Annotated in this window: 23 protein-coding genes; 11 read left to right on the forward strand and 12 right to left on the reverse strand. The window is 67.1% G+C overall.

Going from position 1 to position 20019, the window contains the following annotated elements; translation table 11 throughout:
• Window positions 1-39: 39 nt before the first annotated feature.
• The 3 genes from ACYQ4T_RS10935 to ACYQ4T_RS10945 are packed head-to-tail and all read left to right on the forward strand — an operon-like array spanning window position 40 to window position 2637.
• Window positions 40-624, forward strand: coding sequence for a sigma-70 family RNA polymerase sigma factor (locus ACYQ4T_RS10935; protein WP_459853698.1), 585 nt, complete (start codon window positions 40-42; stop codon window positions 622-624).
• A complete protein-coding gene (locus ACYQ4T_RS10940; protein WP_459853700.1) occupies window positions 621-1295 on the forward strand; it encodes a hypothetical protein in 675 nt (224 codons plus the stop codon). Before ACYQ4T_RS10935 ends, ACYQ4T_RS10940 begins: the two co-directional genes overlap by 4 nt.
• Window positions 1296-1299: 4 nt before the next feature.
• Window positions 1300-2637, forward strand: coding sequence for a S8 family serine peptidase (locus ACYQ4T_RS10945; RefSeq protein WP_459853702.1), 1338 nt, complete (start codon window positions 1300-1302; stop codon window positions 2635-2637).
• Between the two features lie 121 nt (window positions 2638-2758).
• Here ACYQ4T_RS10945 and ACYQ4T_RS10950 read toward each other — a convergent pair whose 3' ends face one another.
• Window positions 2759-3607, reverse strand: coding sequence for a squalene/phytoene synthase family protein (locus ACYQ4T_RS10950; protein WP_459853705.1), 849 nt, complete (start codon window positions 3605-3607; stop codon window positions 2759-2761).
• A gap of 150 nt (window positions 3608-3757) precedes the next feature.
• Between ACYQ4T_RS10950 and ACYQ4T_RS10955 the strand changes: the two genes are divergently transcribed.
• Complete coding sequence (locus ACYQ4T_RS10955) at window positions 3758-4333, forward strand: urate hydroxylase PuuD (RefSeq protein WP_459853708.1); 576 nt, start codon at window positions 3758-3760, stop codon at window positions 4331-4333.
• Between the two features lie 149 nt (window positions 4334-4482).
• Window positions 4483-5478 carry a hypothetical protein gene (locus tag ACYQ4T_RS10960; protein WP_459853710.1) on the forward strand — a complete coding sequence of 332 codons (996 nt, stop codon included), beginning with the start codon at window positions 4483-4485 and terminating at the stop codon, window positions 5476-5478.
• A 73-nt stretch (window positions 5479-5551) separates the two neighbouring features.
• Here ACYQ4T_RS10960 and ACYQ4T_RS10965 read toward each other — a convergent pair whose 3' ends face one another.
• The 9 genes from ACYQ4T_RS10965 to ACYQ4T_RS11005 form a co-directional block, all read right to left on the reverse strand.
• The gene (locus tag ACYQ4T_RS10965) at window positions 5552-5806 is read right to left on the reverse strand and encodes a hypothetical protein (protein WP_459853712.1); all 255 of its coding nucleotides are present in this window, start codon (window positions 5804-5806) and stop codon (window positions 5552-5554) included.
• Window positions 5807-5834: 28 nt separating this feature from the next.
• Window positions 5835-6038: a hypothetical protein gene (locus ACYQ4T_RS10970; RefSeq protein ID WP_459853714.1), complete on the reverse strand. Its 204-nt coding sequence runs from the start codon at window positions 6036-6038 to the stop codon at window positions 5835-5837.
• Between the two features lie 98 nt (window positions 6039-6136).
• Window positions 6137-6517 (reverse strand): Mth938-like domain-containing protein, encoded by a 381-nt coding sequence (locus ACYQ4T_RS10975; protein ID WP_459853716.1) that lies wholly within the window; start codon window positions 6515-6517, stop codon window positions 6137-6139.
• 6 nt (window positions 6518-6523) lie between these two features.
• The gene (gene secF / locus ACYQ4T_RS10980) at window positions 6524-7492 is read right to left on the reverse strand and encodes a protein translocase subunit SecF (protein ID WP_459853718.1); all 969 of its coding nucleotides are present in this window, start codon (window positions 7490-7492) and stop codon (window positions 6524-6526) included.
• A gap of 11 nt (window positions 7493-7503) precedes the next feature.
• Complete coding sequence (secD, locus tag ACYQ4T_RS10985; protein WP_459853720.1) at window positions 7504-9072, reverse strand: protein translocase subunit SecD; 1569 nt, start codon at window positions 9070-9072, stop codon at window positions 7504-7506.
• Window positions 9073-9105: 33 nt separating this feature from the next.
• A complete protein-coding gene (gene yajC, locus ACYQ4T_RS10990) occupies window positions 9106-9495 on the reverse strand; it encodes a preprotein translocase subunit YajC (protein ID WP_459853724.1) in 390 nt (129 codons plus the stop codon).
• Window positions 9496-9630: 135 nt separating this feature from the next.
• Window positions 9631-10419 (reverse strand): phosphorylase family protein, encoded by a 789-nt coding sequence (locus tag ACYQ4T_RS10995; protein WP_459853726.1) that lies wholly within the window; start codon window positions 10417-10419, stop codon window positions 9631-9633.
• Complete coding sequence (locus ACYQ4T_RS11000; RefSeq protein WP_459853729.1) at window positions 10419-11705, reverse strand: lytic murein transglycosylase; 1287 nt, start codon at window positions 11703-11705, stop codon at window positions 10419-10421. Before ACYQ4T_RS11000 ends, ACYQ4T_RS10995 begins: the two co-directional genes overlap by 1 nt.
• 56 nt (window positions 11706-11761) lie before the next feature.
• Window positions 11762-12538 carry a TSUP family transporter gene (locus ACYQ4T_RS11005; protein WP_459853732.1) on the reverse strand — a complete coding sequence of 259 codons (777 nt, stop codon included), beginning with the start codon at window positions 12536-12538 and terminating at the stop codon, window positions 11762-11764.
• A 101-nt stretch (window positions 12539-12639) separates the two neighbouring features.
• Here ACYQ4T_RS11005 and ACYQ4T_RS11010 point away from each other — a divergent pair, with 101 nt between their 5' ends.
• The 5 genes from ACYQ4T_RS11010 (at window position 12640) to sodC (ending at window position 17373) form a co-directional block, all read left to right on the forward strand.
• Window positions 12640-13521 carry a LysR substrate-binding domain-containing protein gene (locus ACYQ4T_RS11010; protein WP_459853734.1) on the forward strand — a complete coding sequence of 294 codons (882 nt, stop codon included), beginning with the start codon at window positions 12640-12642 and terminating at the stop codon, window positions 13519-13521.
• 317 nt (window positions 13522-13838) lie between these two features.
• Window positions 13839-14750: a DMT family transporter gene (locus tag ACYQ4T_RS11015; protein ID WP_459853736.1), complete on the forward strand. Its 912-nt coding sequence runs from the start codon at window positions 13839-13841 to the stop codon at window positions 14748-14750.
• Window positions 14751-15000: 250 nt separating this feature from the next.
• Window positions 15001-16197, forward strand: a complete 1197-nt coding sequence (locus ACYQ4T_RS11020) for an MFS transporter (RefSeq protein WP_459853738.1) — start codon at window positions 15001-15003, stop codon at window positions 16195-16197.
• On the forward strand, window positions 16184-16723 hold the full coding sequence (locus ACYQ4T_RS11025) for an N-acetyltransferase family protein (protein ID WP_459853740.1): 540 nt from the start codon (window positions 16184-16186) through the stop codon (window positions 16721-16723). The genes ACYQ4T_RS11020 and ACYQ4T_RS11025 overlap by 14 nt, the downstream gene beginning before the upstream one ends.
• Before the next feature lie 104 nt (window positions 16724-16827).
• Window positions 16828-17373 (forward strand): superoxide dismutase [Cu-Zn] SodC, encoded by a 546-nt coding sequence (sodC, locus tag ACYQ4T_RS11030; RefSeq protein WP_459853743.1) that lies wholly within the window; start codon window positions 16828-16830, stop codon window positions 17371-17373.
• Between the two features lie 99 nt (window positions 17374-17472).
• Here the strand turns inward: sodC and greB are convergent, their stop codons facing one another.
• Window positions 17473-18006 carry a transcription elongation factor GreB gene (gene greB / locus ACYQ4T_RS11035; RefSeq protein WP_459853745.1) on the reverse strand — a complete coding sequence of 178 codons (534 nt, stop codon included), beginning with the start codon at window positions 18004-18006 and terminating at the stop codon, window positions 17473-17475.
• 197 nt (window positions 18007-18203) lie between these two features.
• On the opposite strand from greB, the gene ACYQ4T_RS11040 reads away from it, so the two are divergent.
• On the forward strand, window positions 18204-18929 hold the full coding sequence (locus tag ACYQ4T_RS11040; protein ID WP_459853748.1) for a Crp/Fnr family transcriptional regulator: 726 nt from the start codon (window positions 18204-18206) through the stop codon (window positions 18927-18929).
• A gap of 254 nt (window positions 18930-19183) precedes the next feature.
• Here ACYQ4T_RS11040 and ACYQ4T_RS11045 read toward each other — a convergent pair whose 3' ends face one another.
• The gene (locus tag ACYQ4T_RS11045) at window positions 19184-20005 is read right to left on the reverse strand and encodes a CDP-alcohol phosphatidyltransferase family protein (protein ID WP_459853750.1); all 822 of its coding nucleotides are present in this window, start codon (window positions 20003-20005) and stop codon (window positions 19184-19186) included.
• Between the last annotated feature and the right edge of the window lie 14 nt (window positions 20006-20019).

A 20019-nucleotide genomic window follows, 5' to 3' on the forward strand; every position in this document is an offset into this window, starting at 1 on the left:
GGAACCGGATCGCCGGTTCGGGCGACGGACAGGATGAAGATGGCCGGATCGCGGGGGAAAAGCGGGGACGGCGCCGCCGATGTCGCGCTGCTGCAGCGCGTCGCGGCGGGAGACCGCAACGCCTTTTCGGAGCTCTATCGCCGCCTGCAGCGGCCGCTCTTCGGCTACCTGATGAAGCTGGTACGGGAGCGGGAGATGGTCGAAGACGTCCTCAACGAGACCATGATGGAGGTCTGGCGCCAGGCGTCGCGGTTCGAGGGCCGCGCCTCGGTGAATACCTGGGTATTCTCAATCGCGCATCATCGCGCGGTCAGCCGGTTGCGCAAGAAGCGCGAGACGGCGCTGGACGAAGAGCAGGCAGCGGCGATCGAGGACGAGGCGCCGACGCCGGACGAGAATGCGATGACCGGCGACATGAGCCGGCTGATCGGCGCGCTGATGGAGCAGCTCTCGTTCGAGCACCGCGAGATCCTGCATCTCGCCTATTACCAGGAGTTTTCGGTCCAGGAGATCGCGGAAGCGCTGGACCTGCCGGCCAACACGGTGAAGACGCGGATGTTCTATGCGCGCCAGCGGCTGAAGGCGCTGCTCGAGAAATCCGGCGTCGAGGGAATGGTGGCATGACGAACCAAACCGCTAGAGTCGAATCCCTGACCGACGAGGACGTGCTGGAGCTGCTGCCCTGGTATGTCAGCGGCAAGACCACGGCCGCCGAAAGCGCGGCGATCGCGCAGAGGCTCAGCAGCAACCCGCGGCTGCAGGCGGAGGCCGATCTGGTGCGCCGGGAGAAGCAGGTGTCGGTCGAGAGCGTGAAAGCGCTGGGCGAGCCCGGCCCGGATCTCCTCAACCAGATGCTGGGCCAGCTCGACAACGTCCGGCAGCTGCCGCCGATCGCGCGCGACGAGCCGGAGAAGGCGCCGGGCTTTTTCGCGCGCCTGTTCGGCTTCACGCCGACGCCGGCCCTGCGCTTCGCCATGGTCGCCGCCTGCCTCCTCATCGTCGCCGAGACCGCCGCGCTGCTCAAGCTGACCACCGGCGGCGAGCAGGCGGGCTTCCAGACCGCCTCGGCGCCGGAAGCGGCGACCGGACCGGAACTCATCGTGCGCTTCCAGCCCGATGCGAAGATGAGTGCCATCACCATGCTGCTCTCGGATCTCGACGCCACGGTGGTCAGGGGACCGATGCCGGACGGCGCCTTCGTGATCGGCCTGCAGAAGGACGCCGATCCCAATGCGGCGATCACGGTGCTGCGCGGCCATGCCGACCTGGTGGCCGGCGTCGATCAGGGATCCTAGAGCGATGCGCGGCGCGCCGACCGTGACGATGCGGTTGGGGCTGCTGCTGATCGCGGCCGCGGCGCTGTGGCTGTCCGCGGGGATCGCCGAGGCGCAGCCGCGCACCGGCGGCTCCACGCCGGGCACGGCGCCGCGCCTGCCGACCACGCCGCTGATCGGCGATGAGCTGCCGGGCCTGCCCGGCGGCGCCCCGGGCGTCCAGCCGAACGGCAACGCACCGCATGCGCCGGATCTGCTGGTCGCGGTGTTCCGGCCGGATACGCCCGACGAAACCCCGAATGCCTTTGCGGAATCGCTCAATCTCCAGATCGAGCGAAGCTATGAGATGGCGGGCCTGCGCCTGCGCGTCTTCCTGCTGCGGATTCCCGCCGGCGGCAATGCGGATACGATCCTGCAGCAGGCGAACAACGACCGCCGGCCGCTTTGGGTGCAATTCGACTTCGCGCACCGGACGATGGACGGTGCCAACGCGGCGGCGAGCCAGCAATACGCGCTGGCCAAGATCCGCGCCGACTCCCTGCCCCAGGCGGCGCGCGGCCAGGGTGTCAGCGTGGCGCTGATCGACAGCGGCGTCGCGCTTGAACATGAATCCCTCAACCGCGACAACATCACGGCGATCGACCTGGTCGACGAGAAGAAGACGCCGCCGGGCGAGACCCACGGCACCGTGGTCGCCAGCATCATCGCCGGCTCCGGCAAGGTGAAGGGCCTGGCGCCGGCTGCCGAGATCATCGCCATCCGCGCCTTCAGCGAAATCGACCCGAAGAGCGGCGCTTCGACCTCGGACTCCTATCACGTCTCGCAAGCGATCTCGGTCGCGCTCGAGAAGAAGGCGCGCATCATCAACATGAGCATCGGCGGGCCGAACGATCCGCTGGTGCGGATGGTGGTGCAGCAGGCGGTGCTGACCGGCGTCGTCGTGATCGCGGCCGCGGGGAATTCCGGACCCGATGCGCCGCCCTGCTATCCGGCGGCCCAGCGCGGCGTGATCGCGGTGACCGCCACCGACGACAAGGATCGTCTCTTCAGCGGCGCCAATCGCGGCGACTATGTCGCGGTCGCCGCACCGGGCGTCGCGGTGATCGCCGCGAAACCGGGCAAGGGCGGCGGCAGCGCCTACGATTACTTCACTGGCACCTCGATGGCGACCGGCTATGCAACGGGCTTGGCCGCGGTGCTGCTCTCGGCCGATCCCAAGCTCACCTCGATCGACATCCGGCGCATCATGGAGAGCAGCGCCACCGACCTCGGCGCGCCGAAGAAGGATCCCGAGTTCGGCTGGGGCCGCATCGACGCCGCCGCCGCGTTCTCCTCCACGCCCAAGATCGGCGCGGCAAACTAGCTGCCCCGCGATCGTCATGCCCGGGCCCCGTCCGCGAATGCGGACATTCGTCCGCGGGACCCGGGCATCTGGTTCCGGCCTTGGCGCGAGATTGCCGGGTCAAGCCCGGCAATGCCGAATTTCACCAGGAACCGATCAGACGCTTGCCGGCGAGCCGCCAGATATCGCGTGGGCTGGCTTCGATGCTGCGCGGATCGAAGAGATCGTGACCATGCTCCCGGAGGCGCGCGAGATGCGCGCGCGCCAGCGTGCCGATGCGCAATGCCGGCAGCAGCGACTTCGGCGCAGGCAGGCGCCGGGCGGCATCGAGATGGCCGCGCGCGGTCGCGGCGAGCTCGGCGATGGCCGCGTTCAATCCGGGTTGCGGCTTCAGCTCATAGAGCTGGTCCAGCGAGACGCCGTGCTTCCGTAACAGACTCACCGGCAGCAATGTCTGCCGTCGCCTGGCGAGATAGAGCGTCGCCCGGGCGATGCCGGTGAGGCCGAAGCCGATGCCGACGTGGCGAATGAGAGCAGCGGTCTCACCCGATCCGGGATCGATTCCGGCGGACTCGGCCGCGAGACGCAAAAGATCGCCGGAGGTCGCATCGGCATAGGCCTGGAGGGCTTCGAGGTCGGCCGGAAGGGCGTCGTCGAACTCGGTCTCGCGGGCGTCGATCAGGCGCTCGAAGTGGACCCGGCTGAGCGGCGCGCGCGCATGCAGGGCGGCGAGGCTTTCCAGCACGGCGTGGCGCCGCGGGCGGCCTTCGTAGAGCTCCGCCAGCGCCTCGCGCCACCATTGCAGGCGGATGCGGCCCAGCATCGGCTCGGTCACCGAGTCGCGCACCAGCGCGATCTCCAGGTTGAAGGCGTAGAGGACGGCGAGGTCGGCCGCGGCTTCCCGCGGCGCCGCGAGCACCGTCAGGGTCCGGTCGCGGTCGTAGCGCCGGATCTGCGCCAGGCAGTATTCGATGCCGGATTCGTCGGTCACGCGCAAAGCCCTAGAACATCAGGGGATTTCTGTAATCCCGTTGTCACCCTTAGCCCATTCTGTAGAATGCCGCGAGCGCCTGCCGCGCCCGACTCCGTGATGACCGGGGCAGTTTTTCGGGCGGCGAATGCGCCATCAAGGGGGAGTCACATGGGTAAGATTCTGGAAAATCTGCACCGCACCTTGGGCCTCGGCCTGGTGCTGGCGATCATCGTCGCGGTCCTGCGCCATCCCGATTACCTGGCGACCGAGGCTTACTGGGCCGGCATCATGCGCTGGGTCCATGTCTTCTTCGGCATCCTCTGGATCGGCCTGCTCTACTACTTCAACTTCGTGCAGATCCCGACCATGCCGAAGATCCCCGCCGAGCTCAAACCCGCCGTCGGCAAGCATATTGCGCCCGCCGCGCTGTTCTTCTTCCGCTGGGCCGCCTTGCTGACCGTGGTGTTCGGCATCCTGACCGCCGCCGCCAGCCGTTACATCGTCGAGGCGCTCAGCTTCCAGAGCGGCTTCGCGACGATCGGCATCGGCATGTGGCTGGCGCTGATCATGGCCGCCAATGTCTGGTTCGTGATCTGGCCGAACCAGAAGAAGGCGCTCGGCATTGTCGAGGCCACCGCAGACCAGAAGACCGCGGCCGCCCGTCTAGCCATGCTCGCCTCGCGCACCAACACCATGCTCTCGATCCCCATGCTCTATTGCATGGTGATGCAGAAGATGGGCTGAGACCCGGTCCTCACCGCTCGCGGAAACGGCGCCGAAAGGCGCCGTTTCTTTTTTGGCCTGAAAGCGACTGCAGTTTTCCTCTGCCCGGCCACACCCCGGCCACTTTGCCCCCGCAGCCTTTCCAGCTGAAGCATTGGGGGAAGGCAGGCATGTTCTGGGTTTTCATCTTCGCGCCGGCGGTCGTTCTGTTCGTGATCCCCTGCCTGCTGTCCCGGCGCTGGCTCGGCGTGTTCGCCCTGGTGGCAGGCATCGGGCTCGCCTTGCTCTGGCAGAACAGCCTGGCGCATCGCGGCGAGGGCAATGGCATCTCGGAGGCCTTTGCCCTCTTTTCCCTCCATGTCATGACGGCCGCAGCCCCCCTCGGTATTGCGACCCGTGCCCTGATGCTGAGGCTGCGCCGGTGGAAATTGCGCTGGCGGTACGCCTGGCTGCCGGCGCCGATCGCACTCGCGGGCCTGGTCGCATGGCCCTTCGCAATGGAGTGGTACCAGGACTGGACGCGCCGTCCGCCCTCCGATGCCTGCCTTGCCGCGACGTATCCGATAACGCTGGCAGGGCGAAATCTGCGCATTCCCATGGCCCCGGTCATCGTCCTCTTCGGTCGCAGCGAAGCCGACAAGATCTACAGTCTGCATATTGGAAGCTCGGCCCGGGCCTTCTGCGCCCAAGCCACGGACGGAGCGCCGATGGACACCCGCTTCCTTTGGCTAGAGTTCGAACCATACATCCTGCGCAACCGCTCGCTCTGGGGTCCCGTGCTTTGCGACAGCATCACCCATCGGCCATGGCTGCACACCTTTTGCGCGGAGCCGGTCGATGCGACCGCCGCGCATTATCCGCGGCGACTGGAGCTGCAATCCTTCGATGATGCGGGACGAGACCCGGGCTTCCGCGATCTCGCAGCCCTGCTTCGGTCCGAAGGCCCTGCGAAGGATCCGAAGGTCCGGCGATTGGAGACGGCACGCGGACCGCTGATCGTCTTCTGCAAGGGCGGCGCGGTCATGTGTCGCGCGGCGCTCGAACCTCGACCCGGTGTCGCGGCCGTTTTCGAGTTCGTCGCGGAACCGGATCAAGGCGAGCGTGAAGCCGTGGCGATCGCGAACACGGTCGCCGAAATCATCGACGACCTGTTCGGTCGGGAATAGCCGTCAGTCCTCGTTGGCAGCCGGCAGGTTGTAGGTGCGGGCGGTGGGCTTGTGTCCGTGGGGTCGGCGAGGCCTATCGTTCTCGCGAATGGATGGTCCAGCTCATGCCGGGGCCGAAGACACCGATGATCTCGATCTCGCGTCCGGATTCACGGACGAGGAAGATGTAGCCCTCCTTGGTCACCTTCCTGGCACCGGCTACCGGCGATTCCGGCCAGCGTCGCGGCTCGATCGTCTCAGCGAAATCGAGCAACCAATGGCAGACGTCGTCCGCCCTTTCAGGGCTGTTCCATCGCTCTTGATGTCGCCAGATGGCATCGAGGTCCATCTGCGCTTCAAGTGACCAGGTCGCCACGTCAGCGTGAACTCAGCCGGCGTCCCTTCGCTTTGGCACGATCATGCTGCCGTTGGCGCAACTCGTCACGGAGCTGCTGGGTGGTCTTTCCCGCTCCGGAGTCGAGCGAAGCAATGCGGCGTTTGACGTCCGCTTCCAGCTCCAGCTGGGTGACGCCAAATTCCGGCAGGATTTCGTTTCTATCGCGCTTGTCTTCCTTGCCCATGGGGCATCTCCAGAGCCGCTTTGCCAAGATACTGGCATAAGACCGCCTTGACTTCGAGATGTGGTCGATAACGGCCTGTTTCCAGGGCCTTATCGGACTCAGACCGCGATCAGCGCGGCGGCGACCTTGCGGCCTTCGGCGGCCAGCACGTTGTAGGTGCGGGCGGCGGCACCGGTGTCCATCGGCTCGATGACCACGCCGTGGCTCCGAAGCGCGGCGCGGAGCTTCTGCGGGATCAGCGACATCCGGGGACCGCAGCCGATCAGCAGCAGCTCGATCATGCCCGCGTCACCCGCGGCGGCGATGCCGGCGAGGCTTTCCTCGGTGAGCGCGTCGCTGGTCCCGACCGGCCATGCCACGGTCTTGTCGGGATAGACCAGGACCGAACCCTGGTGCACGGCGCCGGTGACGCGGAAGCGGCCGTCGCCGTAGCTCTCGATGATCTGCCGGCCCTGCGGGACGAGCGGGGTCAGATCCATTGCGGGTCAGGCGCCTTGCTGCGCGGGCTTGTCAGTTTTTTTTTGATCCGAACCGGGCTTGCTGTCCTTCTCGCGGATGCGGTGGAGATGCATGTACAACAGCAGCGGCGAGGCGACGCAGATGGTCGAGTAGGTGCCGATGACGATGCCCCAGATCATGGCGATCGAAAAACCGAACATCACCTCGCCGCCGAACAGCGCAAGCGCCAGCACCGAGAGCAATGTCAGGCCGCTGGTGACCGTGGTGCGGCTCAAGGTAGTGTTCAGCGCCAGATTGAGCAGATCGGCCATCGGCATGGTCTTGTAGCGCCGCATCTCGTAGCGGATGCGGTCGTAGATCACGACCGTGTCGTTCACGGAATATCCGGCGATGGTGAGCACCGCGGCGACCGTGGTGAGGTTGAACTCCAGCCCGGTCAGCGAGAAGAACCCGACCGTGGTCAGGCAGTCGTGGAACAGCGCCAGCACCGCGTTGATGCCGAACTGCCATTCATAGCGGAACCAGACGTAGCCCATGATGCCGAGGATCGCCAGGATCGAGGCCCAGACCGCGCTCGACTTCAGCTCGGAGCCGACCTTGGGGCCGACGGTCTCGGTGCGGCGGTAGTCCCACTGGTCGCCCAAGGCCGTCTTCACCTTGCCGACCGCTTCCTGCGTGGCGCCCTCGCCGCCGTGCTGCTGCGGGATGCGGATCAGCACGGTGTTCGGCGCGCCGAAGGTCTGCAGCACGATCTCGCCGATCTCGAGGCCGTCGAGCTTGCCGCGCATCGCGCCGAGGTCGACCACCTGCTCCTGCTTCGACTGCACTTCCATGAGCACGCCGCCCGCGAAGTCGATGCCGTAGTTCAGGCCCTTGGTGAACAGCAGGATGATACTGCCCACCACCATGATGACCGAGAGCAGCAGCGCCGGCTTGTGGTAGCGGATGAAGTCGATCTTGGTGTTGGCGGGGACGAGGTGAATGGGCTTGTACATTTTTCCTGGCCTCAGAGCGGCAGTGCCTTGGGCCGCGCGCGGCGCAGCCAGACCGAGGTCATCAGCCGGGTCACGTAGACCGAGGTGAAGAAGGAGGTGACGACGCCGATCAGCAGCGTGATGGCGAAGCCCTTGATCGGCCCCGAGCCGAACCAGAACAGGAACAGGGTCGCGATCACGTGGGTGACGTTGGCGTCGATGATGGTGGCCTGGGCCTCGCGGTAGCCGGATTCCATCGCCGTCACCGGCGAGCGGCCGTACCGCATCTCCTCGCGCACGCGCTCCAGGATCAGCACGTTGGCATCCACCGCCATGCCCAGCGTCAGCACCAGGCCGGCGATGCCGGGGAAGGTCAAGGTCGCGCCGAGCGCGGAGAGGCCGGCCAGGATCAGGATCGCGTTCAGGACCAGCGCCACGTTGGCGATCAACCCGAAGAAGCCGTAGAGCACCAGCATCGCGACCACGATCAGCACGATGGCGATGATGCAGGCCTTCTTGCCGGCCTCGATCGAATCCGCGCCGAGGTCGGCGCCGACGGTGCGCTCCTCGATCACGGTCAGGTCGGCGGGCAGTGCGCCGGCCCTGAGCAGCAGCGCGAGATCGCCGGCGCTCTGCACCGTGAAGCTGCCGCTGATGATGCCGCTGCCGCCGAGGATCGCGTCCTTGATCACCGGCGCGGTGATGACCTTGCCGTCGAGGATGATGGCGAATCGCTTGCCGACATTCTGCGCGGTCACCTGGCCGAACTTCTTGGCGCCGATGCTGTCGAACTTGAAGGACACCACCGGCTGGCCGCCGCCTTCGAAAGTCTGCTGCGCATCGGTCAGGTTCTGGCCCGAGAGCAGCGCAACCTTCTGCACGATGAGCTGGGTGGCGCCGTCTTCCCGGGGATTGGCGACCGGGACCACCATGTCGGTCGGCGCCGGCTGCCCGCTCACCTCTGCGGCCTCGTCCACCATGTGAAACGACATCTTCGCGGTCGTTTTGATGATCTTCTTGATCTCCTCCGGCTCCTTCAGGCCGGGGAGCTGGATGACGATCCGATCTTCACCCTGGCGGATGATGGTCGGCTCCTTGGTGCCGGTCTCGTCGATGCGCTTGCGGATCACCTCGATCGACTGCTCGATCAGCTGGGCCTTCAGGCGCGCCAGGGTCTGGTCGGTATACCTGGCGACCACCTTGCCGTCGCTGGAGATCTGCAGCTCCATGTCGGTGGTGGCCTGCTGCAGCAGCGGCCGCGCGGCGTCGATCTGCGTCGGATCGCGCAGGGTCAGGGTCACCGCATCGGCGCTCGCCTGGAGATTGAGATAGCCGAACTTGGTCTCGCCCTTGGTCAGCTTGTCGCGGATGTCGTTCTCCACGGCATCCAGGCGCTCCTTCAGGAACTTCTCGGTATCGACTTCATAGAGCAGGTGCGAGCCGCCCTGGAGATCCAGCCCGAGGCTGACCACCGTCTTCGGCACCCAGCTCGGCAGGCTGTCCAGCTTGTCGCGCGGCACCAGGTTGGGCGCGGAGAAGATGACCCCCAGCAGGATGATGCCGAGGATGATGGTGACCTTGAATTTGGAGAACTGGAGCATCGCGCCTTGCTTGGGGTCTTGCGAACGCGCCGATCAGGCGTCGTTCGCGCCCTCCTTGGTTTCCTTGCTGTCCTTGGCCGCCGGCTTCGCCGCTTCCGGATTGCGGTTCATGATGTCGGCGATGGCGTGGCGCATGACGCGGATCTTCACGTCCTTGGCGATCTCGACCTCGACGTCGTTATCGGCCTCGTTCGCCTTGGAGATGGTGCCGATCAGCCCGCCCGAGGTGACGATGCGGTCGCCGCGCTTGGCCGCCCGGACCATCGCCTGATGCGCCTTCTGCTTCTTCTGCTGCGGCCGGATCATGAAGAACCACATGACGATGAAGACGAGGATCAGCGGCACGAAAAAGCCGATATCGCCCATCGGGCTGGCCGGCGCGGCGGCACCGGCGGTCTGCGCTAAGGCCTCGGAAACAAACATTTTTTCATCCCATATCGTTGGCGGATCGCGGGGGCGGACGCCGCGGCCGGGACTATACCGATCAGTCCCGGAAAAGCAACGCGGATGACGGAAGTGTTAACGCAGCAGAGCGGCGTCAAGTGGGGCCACGTGGAGTCAGTCGGCGCCGCCGTGCTGCAGGTAGTCGGCGAGGATGCGGCGGAGATGGATGGCGCCGAAATCGGCGCGCTGGCGGGCGAGGTCCGGCGAGACGCCGGCGGGTGCGGCACCCGGGGCCCAGTCCAGGATGTTGGCGACGGCGACGCTCCGCATGCCGAGCGCGCGGGCGATGATCGCCTCGGGGATCAGCGAGACGCCGACCATCTCGGCACCCTGGTCGCGCGCCGCCGCGGGCGACGCCGCGCCCCAGCCGAAGCAGCCGGCGGCGAGCGGCACCTCGACCCGCGCCGAGGCCGCGACCAGGCGCTCGGTGAGCACCGGCTCATAGGCCGCGTGCCAGTCGATCGGATAGCGGGTGCCGAAACCCTGGCTCAAGGACATCGGATCGCCGAGCATGGCATGGCCGGTCACCAGCGCCAGGCGTCCGGGGCCGAGATCGGTGCGCAGCGAATGCGCCGCCGCGGTGAGCAACACCTTGCCGCAGCCGAGTGCGGCCGCAACTTCCAACGGCTCGCGCATCGCATCGACCCGGCCGGCGCGATAGTAGTCCTCGTGACTCTCCAAGAGCGCCACGCTGTGTCCCGCCAGCTTGCCGAGCAGCAGGCGGCCGCGATGGCTGGCGACGGCGCTTTTCGGAAAGCCGGGCAGTTCCGCATAGGCGAAGACGGTCGGATCCTCGACATCGCCGTCCACCGCCTGCAGGCCGGTCGAGAGCACGATCGCGAGTTTCGGCTGGCGGTGACCGATCCGCTCGAGAATGCGTTCGACCGTCGCCGCGGTGCTCATCAGACCGAAGGCTGCCGGCGCAAGGTTTCAAGCAGCGCCTTGTTGGCATAGCCGTCCTGGGGCAGGCCGACCTTGGCCTGGAACAGACGCGCCGCCTTGCGGGTCTTCAGGCCGAGCACGCCATCGACCTTGCCGACGTCATAGCCCTGCGCGGCGAGACGCGTCTGGATCTCCTCGCGCTCGGCAAGATTGAGCGGCGGCTCGGACGTCGGCCAGGCCGCCTGCACGCCCGGCCCGCCCAGGATGCGCTGGCCGAGATAGGCGACCGAGAGCGCATAGGAAGTCGAGTTGTTGTAGCGCAGGATCGCCTTGAAATTCTTGGTGATGAGGAAGGCCGGGCCCTTCCAGCCCGTGAGCACGATGATCGAGGTGCCGCCGGGATATTCCGGCAGCGGCATGCCGCTCACCGTCTTCACCCCGAGCTGGCGCCAATGGGCGATCGGCTGCTCGAGATCGAGCTCGGCCTCCTGATAGGGGAAGCCGGCCGGCAGCTTCACTTCCATGCCCCAGGGCACGCCGGCGATCCAGCCGCCGCCGGCCTTGGTCAGGTGGTTCGCGGTCGAGGCGAAGACGTCCGGCATCGAGGTCCAGAGATCCGGCGCGCCGGAACGATCGGCATCGACACCGAGCTCGATATAGTTGCTCGGCAGGAACTGGCTGTGGCCCATGGCGCCCGCCCAGGAGCCGATCATCTTATCGACCGGAATCTTGTCGCGGTTGGCGATGGTCAGCGCCGCGGCCAGTTCCTTGCAGGCGAAGTCGGTGCGCTTGGCGCCGTAGCCGAGGTTGGAGAGCGCCTCGAACACGTTGACGTCGCCGAAGTTGCGGCCGAAATCGGTCTCGATGCCCCAGATCCCCATCAGCGTCCCGGAATCGACGCCGTATTGCCGTGCCGCCTGGTCGACCACGGCGCGGTTGAGCAGGTATTGCTGCTGGCCGCGCGCCACGCGGTCGTCGGAGACCGCGCGCGATAGATAGGTCCAGACCGGGGTCACGAATTCCGGCTGCTTGGCCTGCTTCACCGTGATGTCGGGATTCTCCTTCACCTTCTCGAAGGCGTCGGCGATCAGCTCCTTCGGCTGGCCGTTCTTGTAGGCGAAGGCCTCGTAGCGCTCGACCCACTCGACGAAGCTCTTGGCCTCGGTCGGGCAGGTCTTCTGGTCGATCTTGGTGAAGGCGTAGCGGTCCTTGGCGGGAATCGGCCCGGCCGGCTGCACCGGCGCCGGCGGCTGCGTGGCGCAGGCGGCGAGCAGCAGCAGCGCGCCAAGCAGTGCAATCTTTCGCATCGGAACCCTTCTTCCCGGTCGATTCCCCAGGCCGGCAGGATAGTCTGGAATCACCGCTAAAAACCATGGGCGAATACCAGCCAGAGGCCGCGCCCGAGATAGGCGGCGCCGACCCCCAGGACCAGCCGTCGACTCCAGCGAAGGAAGGTCTGGTTGGACAGGCGATCGAGCACGATTCTGGCCGAGCTGGTGCCGACGAACGCTGTTCCGACCGCCGCGGCATAGACCGCCAGCGGCAGGACCGGATCCGCGGGATCGTTGCCGATCACCAGTGCGAAATAGCCGAACTTCCAGAGATGACCGAGGGTCTGGATCATCGCCTTGGTGGCGACGATGGCGCGGCGGTCCAGCGCCGTGCGGACGAAGAAGACGTCGAGCGCCGGCCCGGACACGCCGGCGAGGACGCTGAGGCCCATCACCAGAAAGCCGACCAGCGTCGGCGCGCCGCGCCGCTCGATGTCAAGCGCCCAACCCCGCGGCAGCGCGGCGGTGGCGAAGGGCAGCGTGCCGAGCGCGAGATAGACCGCTGCTGTCGGCGGCGAGAGCGCGATCCAGGCGAAGAGCGCGAAGGCCGCTGCCGAACCGGCGAGATAGCCCGGCAGCACGTTCCATTTCACGTGGTCGCGCCAGAGCAAAGCGCGCCAACCGTTCGACGCCATCTGGGTGATCGCGTGCAGGCTCATGGCCAGCGGCACGGGGAGGAGCATCAGCAGGACGCCCATCAGGATCAGGCCGCCCACCATGCCGAAGATGCCGGAGAGAAACGATGTCGCGAGCACGCTGGGAAAGACCGCGCCCAGCAGCAGCCCGAGAGAGATCCCGATCGAAGCCATGCTCCAACCCACCCAAGTTCGGGTCGGAGTGTTGCGCGTCGCGCTGCTTGCCCGACAGCGCGGTTATGGCAGAATAGCCTGAGGAAAAGTTGGACAAACCTATGAATCTTCCAAGTTTAAAGGGGCTTAGGGCCGTCGAGGCCGCCATCAGATTGGGCAGCTTCACGCGGGCGGCGGACGAGCTCAACGTCACCCAGACGGCGATCAGCCGGCTGGTGCGCGAGGTCGAGCTCTGGCTCGGCCATGCCCTGTTCGAGCGCCGCGCCAACACGCTGGAACTCTCCGAATCCGGGCGGGTGTTCGGCCCGCGGCTCTCCGACGCCTTCCGCGAGCTGGAAGCCGCGGTCTCCAGCCTGCAGCGGAGGCCCGGCGGACCCGCGGTCACCATCGCGGTCGGGCCGACCTTCGCCATGCGCTGGCTGATCCCGCGCCTCCCCGGCTTCCAGCGCGCGCATCCCGGCATCGAAGTCCGGGTGGTGACCGCGATCGGCGATCCCAGCGAGCTCCGGCCCGACTGGACGGCGACCATCCGCCTGGCCGACGGGCCCGGGGCCGGCCATGCCGGGCGGCAGCTCTTCACCGCCGCCCTGTTCCCGGTCGCGGCCCCCGCGCTGGCCGCGCAGTTGAAGAAGCCGGCCGATCTCGCGCGGCAGACCCTGCTCGAGGTCGAGCATTCGCCCCAGGACTGGCCGCGCTGGCTGGCGGCGGCCGGGGTCGATCCGGCCAAGCTCAGGCGGCGCCTGTCCTTCGACTATTCGGCCTTTGCGTTGCAGGCGGCGCTGGATGGATTGGGCGTCGCCTTGGCGCGGGCGCCCTATGTGGCGGACGATCTCGCCGCGGGCCGGTTGGTGAAGCCCTTCGACCTCACCGTCGCGGAGGAGCGGCGCGCCTGGTATGTCATCCACCGCCCGGGCGCGGAGAAAGAGGCGCCGTTCGCAGTTTTTTTGGAATGGTTGGCGGCGGTGGTTTCTTCCGGTGCGTGATGGCGCTGGATCGATCGGCGCGTTTCATCCTCAAGAACCACGGCTGCAATCAACCCCCACCCTCACCCGCCCCCATCTTGGGGGCGGGAAGAAGGTGAGAATCTTCGCATTCAGTTTGAACAGCGCCTTCATAGATCCCCCGCCCCCAAGATGGGGGCGGGCCGGGGCGGGGGTTGATGCAGCCGTGATGTAGCCAGTACGACCACGACACTAGAGCCAGCGCTCCAGCGCCTCGCATATCAGCCATGAGCCGCCGCCGCTTGCGGCCCCACTGCCCTCGCCTGCTAATCTCCGCCGCGGATTTTCAGGGGTGAGAAATGCCGGGCGCGATCGAGGCGCATCGCAAGGGTGCCATTCTGGTTCTGGGTGCGGCCTTCTGCTGGAGCAGCGGCGGGCTGATCGCGCGGCATATCGAGGCCGACATCTGGACCCAGGCGGCGGGGCGCGGCTTCTTCGCCGCGGTCACCCTCCTGCTGTTCCTGCTGGTGCGCGACGGGCGCAACACCTGGGCGCTGTTCAAGGCGCTCGGCGTGCCGGGCATCGTGGTTGCCGGCTGCTTTGCCGCCGCCTCGCTCTCGTTCATCGTGGCGCTCAAGGAAACCACCGTGGCGCTGATCCTGGTGATCCAGAGCACGGCGCCGTTCATCGCCGCCGTCATCGCCTGGGTCTGGATGCGCGAGCCGCCGGGCTGGATCCGCAGCCTCGCCATGCTCGTCGCATTGTTCGGAGTCTGGTACATGGTCTCCGGCGGCGAGAGCCGCAGCTCCAGTCTCGGCATCGCGCTGTCCTGCGTCATCGCGCTCGCGATCGGCGTCGCGACGGTCATGGTGCGACGCTACCACGCGATCCGCATGACGCCGGCGATGTGCCTGGCCACGATCATCATCATGCTGGTCGGCCTGGCGGTGCGCGACCCGCTGCCGGTCGCCGTCGACGACATCGGCCTGCTGTTCCTGTTCGGCGCGATCCAGCTCGCCATCGGCCTGATCTGGTTCTCGACCGGCGCGCGGCTCATTCCCGCCGGCGAGGCGGCCCTGCTCGGCCTGCTGGAATGCGTGCTGGGGCCGCTCTGGGTCTGGCTGTTCCTGGACGAGGATCCCGGCACGCAAGCGCTGATCGGCGGCGCGCTCACCCTGGCCGCGGTCGCCGGCAACACGCTCTACGACATGGCCCGCGCCAGCCGCGCCGCCCGCAGCCTGGCGAAAAGCCCGGTCGGCGGGTCGGTTTGAGGAGGGCAAGGGGCATGCACCCGTCGCCCCCTCACCCTGTCCCTCTCCCGCAAGGGGAAAGGGAAGGACGCTGCTGCGCAAGCCTTCCAACCCAGGCAAATCCATCAATCGACGCAGCGAATAGTATCCCCCTCTCCCCTTGCGGCAGAGGGCTGGGGTGAGGGGTCGAAGACTCTCACCGCGGTTGTCCCCTGACATGGCGCCAAGTCAGCAGCACCCTGGCAAAATCACCCCCCGCCTGATCGCCGGCGTGATCCTGCCGTTTTCCTGCGGCTACCTGATCTCCTATCTCTTTCGCACCGTGAACTCGGTGATCGCGCCGGACCTGATCGCCGAGCTCAAGCTCGACGAGGCCGGGCTCGGGCTCATCACCTCCTCCTATCTCTACGCCTTCACCTTGTTCCAGCTGCCGCTGGGGCTGCTGCTCGATCGCTACGGACCGCGGCGGACGCATGCGGTGCTGCTCGCCATCGCCGCCTTCGGCAGCCTGCTCTTCGCCCTGGGGCCGGATCCCCTCACGCTCACGCTCTCGCGCGCGGTGATCGGGATCGGGCTCTCGGGCGGCTTGATGGCGGCCTTCAAGGCGAACGCGCTCTGGCTGCCCGCGGCGCGGGTGCCGCTCGCCAATTCGGTCGTGGTCGCCTTCGGCGGGCTCGGCGTCTTCGCGGCGACCGGCCCTTCGGACTGGATGGCGAGCCAGTTCGGCTGGCGCAGCCTGTTCTACCTGCTGGCGGCGGTGACCCTGCTGACGGCGATCCTGGTCTACTGGCTGGCGCCGCACGGCAACGGCCACGCGACCAACGCACCGCGAGGCTGGCGCGCGCAACTGAAGGACATCGGGCCGATCCTCGCCACCCCCACCTTCTGGGGCATCGCGCCGATGGTCGCCTTCGTCACCGGCGGCTTCATCGCGATCCAGAGTCTCTGGATCGCGCGCTGGCTGACCGATGTCCGGCTGCTGGATCGGGCGGACGTCGCCGGCGACCTGATGGCGATGGCGATCACCTTCTCGAGCGGATCGCTGATCACCGGCTTCGTCGCCGACTGGGCGCATCGCAACGGCATCGGCCTGAGGGCGGTGATGATCGGCTGCTTCGTCATCCTCGCTTTCGCCGAGCTCGGCATCATCCTCGATGTACCGCTGCCCGCCTGGCTGCTGGTCGGCGTGCTGGGCCTCGCGGGCTCCGGCGCGAACCTCGCCTATGTGACCCTCGGCGATCAGTTCGGGCCGGCGCTGGCCGGCCGCGCGCAGACCAGCCTCAACCTGCTGCTGTTCCTGGCCGCGGCCTTGATCCAGTCCGGCATCGGCTGGGCGCTCGATCTCTTGACCGCGATCGGTTTCGGCGCCGGCGCGGAGACTCGCTACACCACCGTGCTCGGGCTGATGCTGGCGGTGCAGGTGCTCTCGGTGATCTGGTTCGCGAAAACGACGCATGAGCGGCGCTGACGTCGCGATCCGCCCGGCGCAGCCCGGCGACGCACCAGCCCTCGCCGCACTGCACGTCGCGGTCTGGCGCGCAACCTATCGCGAGCTCGCGCCGCCGGATGCGGTCAGCATCCTCGACCTCCCTTATCGCCTGCCGCGCTGGGTCGCGATGCTGGAAGGCGGCGCGCGCACGGTCCTGGTGGCGGAGCGCGCTGGCCGGATTGTCGGGATTGGCACCGCCGGTGCGCCGACCGTGCCGGAGCTCGGCGGGCACGGCGAGATCCTCTATCTCTACGTCGATCCCGCCCATGGCCGCGGCGGGATCGGCAGGGCGCTGATGCAGCGGCTGGCGCTCGCCTTGCAGGCAAAAGGTTACCGGAGCGCGGCGTTGGGCGTGGTCGAGGGCAATCAGCCGGCGATCGACTTCTACAAGAAACTGGGCGGACGGCTGGCGGGTTGCTACATCGATCCCGGCCCGGTCTGGCGGTCGCGGAACCGGATCGTCGTCTGGGACGATATAGAGACGCTCATCGACCGGACGCGCTGAAGGGCCGGCGCCGCGCCGCGACAGGTTCCGCTCATCCCAGCCTCAGTTCGCCGTCAGGCATTGCGTCTATCACTCGGCACTCGATCAAACCTATGGAGATGCTCATGACCCGTCCCTCCCGTATTCTCGCTCCCCTCGCACTCCTTGTCGCGGCGGTCGCGGCGGCCGGTGCCGTCCGGGCGGCCGAAACCAGGACCGTCACGATGGATCTGATCTCGCCGGACGGCGTCGGCGCCGCGATCGGCACCGTGACGCTGGAGGATTCCGCCGGCGGGCTGCTGCTGAAACCGGCCCTGAAGGGCCTGCCGCCCGGAGAGCACGGCTTCCACCTCCACATGAACGCGAGCTGCGCGCCCGGCATGCAGGACGGAAAGATGGCGTCGGGCATCGGCGCCGGCGGCCATTTCGATCCCGACGCCACCAAGAAGCATCTCGGCCCCGACGCGATGGGCGGCCATCGGGGCGATCTGCCGGTTCTGAAGGTGGCGGCCGACGGCACCGCGACCGGTTCGCTGCTGGTGCCGCACCTGAAGCTCGCCGACATGAGCGGCCATGCGCTGATGATCCATGCCGGCGGCGACAACTATTCGGACCAGCCGAAGCCCCTCGGCGGCGGCGGCCCCCGCATCGCCTGCGGCGTGGTGCAGTAATAGATTCCGTCATGCCCGGGCTTGACCCGGGCATCTGGTTCCGGCCTGCGCAAGATTGCCGGGTCAAGCCCGGCAATGACGGGCTTCTTATGAATGCGATCAGTCCGGATACACGATCAAGAGAATCTCCAGCTCTTCGGGTCCGCTGGGCGTGCGCACGGTGACGGTGTCGCCGACCCGCTTCTGCATCAGGGCGCGGGCGACCGGCGAGGTCCAGCTGATGCGGCCGGGCGCGAAGGTGGTCTCGTCGATGCCGGTGATGGTGACCGTTGTCTCGCTGTCATCCTCGCGCACATAGGTCACGGTCGCGCCGAAGAACACCTGGTCGCGCCGGGTTTGGCGCGCGGGATCGACCGGCACCGCGGCGGCGAGCCGCTTGTCCAGGAAGCGCAGGCGGCGGTCGATCTCCCGAAGCCGCTTCTTGCCGTAGATGTAGTCGCCGTTCTCCGAGCGGTCGCCGTTGCCCGCGGCCCATTCGACCACCCGGACGATTTCCGGCCGGTCCTGGGTCCAGAGCTGGCGCCGCTCCGACTTCAGGCGCTCGAATCCCTCCGGGGTGATGTAGTTCTTGCCGCCGGGGACCGACTCGGTCTCTTCGTCATCATCGGCGGCGGCGTTGGTTTCGCTGGCCATGCGCGCTCTGCGCTCCTTATCTTCCTAGACCCCTTTGCCAAAAACCCCCGCCGGGGACAAGTCCGGGCTATATCCTTGCTTCTTATGTGCAATTCCGCGCCAAGGATTAAATTTCTGTGTCGCCCGTTGCTTAAATCCGCTGTGATTGGCGGTTTGCAGCGGTTCCAGTAAAGTGAATTTCTGCTAGGGTGGGGGCCATGGGGACGATTGTTGCGACGCCGGAGGCCAGCCGAAGGCTGGGGGATTTCAGCCTGCTCGAGGAGCTGACCGAGCAGGAGAAGCGCGCCATCGAGCAGCGCTGCCACAAGCGCACCTATTCCCGGAACGAAACCATCCTCGACAAGGGCTCGCAGAGCCGCGAGGTCTTCTTCGTCCTCAAAGGCTCGGTCTCGGTCATCACCTTCTCGCCCGCCGGGCGCGAGGTCACCCTGGCCGCGGTCAAGGCCGGCGACTTCTTCGGCGAGCTGGCGGCGATCGACGGCCAGCCGCGCTCCGCCAGCGTGACCGCGATCGAGAAGAGCGAGATCGCGATCATGCCGCCGGAAATGTTCCTGGAGGTCGTCCGCGGCCATCCGACCGTCGCCTTCCAGCTGATGCAGCGCTTGGCGCGCATGGTGCGGGCGAGCGGCTTGCGCATCCTGGAGCTTTCGACCCTGCAGGCGGCGCAGCGCGTCTACGCCGAGCTGCTGCGCATGGCGCAGCCCGACGCCGCGGTGCCGGGCCTGTTCGTGGTACGGCCGCTGCCGCCGATGCACGAGATTGCCAGCATGACCTCCACCACGCGCGAGACGGTCAACCGCGCGATCAGCCAGCTCTATGACAGCGGCGTGCTGAAGCGCAAAGGCCGCAACCTCTACATCATGGACCGCTCGAAGCTGGAAGAAATCGTCCAGTCGCTGCAGGCCCATCACCTGCACCGCTGAGGGCTGCAGTCGCTGGATCTTTGTTCAGCGCTCTTTCTGATATTTCACAGCTGCACGTCCCCCCATCCCTACCTTCCCCCTGAAGGGGGAAGGAGTTCGGTCGTGCAGGCGCGCGGCTAAAGCCATCGCTACCAAGAGCAGCAGCCTCTTCCAAGAGTCCCTCCCCCCAAGATGGGGGGAGGCTAGGTAGGGGGTTGATGCAGCCGTGACGCTTCCAATCCCGCGCGCTCAACGATCCAGCGCTCGCAATCAGATCAGAGATGATCCGCGTCCGCGTCGTTGACTGGTGACGCGGCGGTCGGCATCGGGCGTTGCTGCTGCAGGCGGCGATGCGACGCGACGCTCAAGGGGATGCTGCCGATATAGGCGAGCAGGATCAGCAGCAGCGTCGCGAAGGGCTCGGCCAGCGCCAGGGCGGTCAGCACCGCGACCACGATCATGGTCGGCAACACCAGCGCCTGGCTGATCTTCAGGCGCTTGAAGGAGAAGGTCGGGATGCGGCTGACCGCGAGACCCGCGACCGCCAGCATGACCGGGCCAACCACGTAGGGGCTGCGCAGGATTTCGAGATCCGGGAACTGCAGAGAGGCGACCAGCGGCAGCAGCACCAGGCCGGCCGCGGCCGGCGCCGGGACGCCGGTGAAGAAGCGGCTGTGCCAGGCCGGCAGGTCCGCATTGTCGAGCTTGGTGTTGAAGCGCGCGAGGCGCAGCGCCATGCCGGCGCTGAACAGCAGCGTCAGCGCCCAGCCGATGCCCTTCACATCCTGCATGACCCACATGAAGAGCACGACCGCCGGCGCCACGCCGAAGCTGACGAAGTCGCTCAAGGAGTCGAGTTCGGCGCCGAACTTCGAGGAGGAGTCCAGCAGCCGCGCGATGCGGCCATCAAGCGCGTCGAACACAGCGGCGAACAGGATCGCCAGCACCGCATGCTCCCAGCGCTGGTCCATGGCGAAGCGGATGCTGGTGAGGCCCGCGCAGAGCGCGAACAGCGTCAGCATGTTCGGGATCAACCGGTTGATCGAGTGATCCTTCAGCCGGTTGCGCCGCATCCGCATCAATCCGTCCTTGCGCATCTTCTCTTCTCCAG

Source organism: Dongia sp. agr-C8, from assembly GCF_054658695.1.

Bases quoted from the DNA above. Each gene is read 5' to 3' on its own strand.
- sodC (WP_459853743.1), top strand. From the start codon at position 16,828: ATGACCCGTCCCTCCCGTATTCTCGCTCCCCTCGCACTCCTTGTCGCG.
- ACYQ4T_RS10935 (WP_459853698.1), top strand. From the start codon at position 40: ATGGCCGGATCGCGGGGGAAAAGCGGGGACGGCGCCGCCGATGTCGCG.
- ACYQ4T_RS10960 (WP_459853710.1), top strand. From the start codon at position 4,483: ATGTTCTGGGTTTTCATCTTCGCGCCGGCGGTCGTTCTGTTCGTGATC.
- secF (WP_459853718.1), bottom strand. From the start codon at position 7,492: ATGTACAAGCCCATTCACCTCGTCCCCGCCAACACCAAGATCGACTTC.
- greB (WP_459853745.1), bottom strand. From the start codon at position 18,006: ATGGCCAGCGAAACCAACGCCGCCGCCGATGATGACGAAGAGACCGAG.
- secD (WP_459853720.1), bottom strand. From the start codon at position 9,072: ATGCTCCAGTTCTCCAAATTCAAGGTCACCATCATCCTCGGCATCATC.
- ACYQ4T_RS11010 (WP_459853734.1), top strand. From the start codon at position 12,640: ATGAATCTTCCAAGTTTAAAGGGGCTTAGGGCCGTCGAGGCCGCCATC.
- ACYQ4T_RS11015 (WP_459853736.1), top strand. From the start codon at position 13,839: ATGCCGGGCGCGATCGAGGCGCATCGCAAGGGTGCCATTCTGGTTCTG.
- ACYQ4T_RS10955 (WP_459853708.1), top strand. From the start codon at position 3,758: ATGGGTAAGATTCTGGAAAATCTGCACCGCACCTTGGGCCTCGGCCTG.
- ACYQ4T_RS10995 (WP_459853726.1), bottom strand. From the start codon at position 10,419: ATGAGCACCGCGGCGACGGTCGAACGCATTCTCGAGCGGATCGGTCAC.
- ACYQ4T_RS11005 (WP_459853732.1), bottom strand. From the start codon at position 12,538: ATGGCTTCGATCGGGATCTCTCTCGGGCTGCTGCTGGGCGCGGTCTTT.
- ACYQ4T_RS10975 (WP_459853716.1), bottom strand. From the start codon at position 6,517: ATGGATCTGACCCCGCTCGTCCCGCAGGGCCGGCAGATCATCGAGAGC.
- ACYQ4T_RS11025 (WP_459853740.1), top strand. From the start codon at position 16,184: ATGAGCGGCGCTGACGTCGCGATCCGCCCGGCGCAGCCCGGCGACGCA.
- ACYQ4T_RS10945 (WP_459853702.1), top strand. From the start codon at position 1,300: ATGCGCGGCGCGCCGACCGTGACGATGCGGTTGGGGCTGCTGCTGATC.
- ACYQ4T_RS11000 (WP_459853729.1), bottom strand. From the start codon at position 11,705: ATGCGAAAGATTGCACTGCTTGGCGCGCTGCTGCTGCTCGCCGCCTGC.
- yajC (WP_459853724.1), bottom strand. From the start codon at position 9,495: ATGTTTGTTTCCGAGGCCTTAGCGCAGACCGCCGGTGCCGCCGCGCCG.
- ACYQ4T_RS11040 (WP_459853748.1), top strand. From the start codon at position 18,204: ATGGGGACGATTGTTGCGACGCCGGAGGCCAGCCGAAGGCTGGGGGAT.
- ACYQ4T_RS10970 (WP_459853714.1), bottom strand. From the start codon at position 6,038: ATGGGCAAGGAAGACAAGCGCGATAGAAACGAAATCCTGCCGGAATTT.
- ACYQ4T_RS10940 (WP_459853700.1), top strand. From the start codon at position 621: ATGACGAACCAAACCGCTAGAGTCGAATCCCTGACCGACGAGGACGTG.
- ACYQ4T_RS11045 (WP_459853750.1), bottom strand. From the start codon at position 20,005: ATGCGCAAGGACGGATTGATGCGGATGCGGCGCAACCGGCTGAAGGAT.
- ACYQ4T_RS10965 (WP_459853712.1), bottom strand. From the start codon at position 5,806: ATGGACCTCGATGCCATCTGGCGACATCAAGAGCGATGGAACAGCCCT.